The sequence below is a fragment of the Acidovorax sp. KPB24-03 genome (assembly GCF_057546605.1).
Map to the genome: position 1 here is coordinate 1 of NZ_BAAJYR010000600.1, position 1,607 is coordinate 1,607.

Annotated in this window: 1 pseudogene; it reads right to left on the reverse strand. The window is 64.2% G+C overall.

The features are described 5' to 3' along the window. Positions 1–1,582, reverse strand: a pseudogene (locus tag AC27KI_RS24375) (type VI secretion system Vgr family protein); the annotation flags it as partial. Positions 1,583–1,607 lie beyond the last annotated feature (25 nt).

Below are 1,607 nucleotides of genomic sequence, written 5' to 3' on the forward strand. Positions count from 1 at the left end.
CTTCATCGTTCTCGACCTCGACGAGTTGGTCCTTCTGCGCATGCAGCCAAAGCTGCTCGGCCCCGGCCTTGTCCTCGAAGCGGATGGCGTTGGCGTCGCCCGCGCCGTTCTTCAATCCGTCGCCGAACGCCCCACCCTTGCTGGATTTGGTCTTGATTCCTGATTGCGTGGCGTTGCCCGGCAGCGCCCATGGCGGCATGTTGTCGGCGTTGTAGACGCAGCCGGTGATGATCGGATAGTCCGGATCACCATTCAAAAAATCCACGATGACTTCTTGGTTGATCCGGGGAATGAAGACGGCCCCGAATCCAGAGCCCGCCCAACTGCTGGACACCCGCACCCAGCAACTGGAGTTCTCATTCATGGCGCCCACGCGGTCCCAGTGGAATTGCACCTTCACGCGGCCGTACTGGTCGGGCCAGATCTCCTCGCCCGGGGGGCCGACGACCACGGCGGTCTGCGGACCTGTGGTGCGTGGCTTGCTCGTGGTGCGCTCAGGCGTGTACGGCAGGCTGGTGGGCTGGGCTTGCAGGGTGAATTTCTGGAACGACCCCTCTTCCTGCGGCGTGCCCTTGGGGCCGGGCGCGGCGGCGCTGACCTGGGGGTTTTCCTTGAAGTGGTATTCGAGGCCGGTCAGCAGGTACTGCTGGTTCTGGTCTTCCCGCGGGTAGTTCTCCAGCGTGAAGGTGTAGCCGGGGGCGAGCGCCCGGTGACGCGACTGGCCCCGGACGGTGCTTTGGCCGGTGAGGCTCGATTGCAGACGCACTCGGGCATAGGCCTCGCCGTCGCCGAACTGGGTGTAGCCGCCCGGCCATTCGTAGACTTCGTGGGCGTCGTGCGCGTGGCCCGGCGGGGTCTGGCGCATGTTGGACAGGTCGGCACGGGGTTTCTGGAAGTCGTAGTCGTCGTTGTAGTGCCGCCCGGAGTGGATCGCCTGGTGCAGTTCCCAGGCGTGGATGTTCTCCTTGTCGGCGACCGCCGCCTTCTCAGGCGGGTAGAACGGGATGACGGCCGCCCCCGGCAGCGGGCTGTGCGAGGCGACGATGTCATCCGCCAGGATCAGGGTGTGCTGGCCGGCCGCGTGCTCGAAGTAGTAGTACGCCCCTTCGTGCTCCAGCAACCGGGACACGAAGTCGCAGTCGCTCTCGCCGTATTGCACGCAGTAGTCCCAGCGGCGGTAGCTGCGGGTGAGCTTCTTTTGCAGGGGGTAGCCGTATTTCCCCAAAACCTCTTCGACGATCTCCGGCGCGGTCTTGTTCTGGAATATTTTGAAATCGGTTTTGCGGGTGGCCAGCCACAGCCAGGGCTGCAGGCGCAGCCGGTAGGAATAGGAGCGGTGGTCCTCCCCTTGCATGCCAAAGCGGGTGACGATGCCGTCCAGGTAGCGCCGGCCGCCGCCCTGCGTTTCCACCACGACCGTGGCGTTCTTGCCCAGCAGCGTCCTTTCGGGTCGATGCTTTTGCTGTCGCTCAGCAAATCCAGTCAAGGACAGAACAGTTGGCTGATGGCTTCCTTGCCCTGCAACTGCCGGAACTGCAATTGCTCTCCCAGGGGCGTTTTGGATCGTGACGCGGCGGGTCATTGGTATGCGGACCCGCGAATTGGGG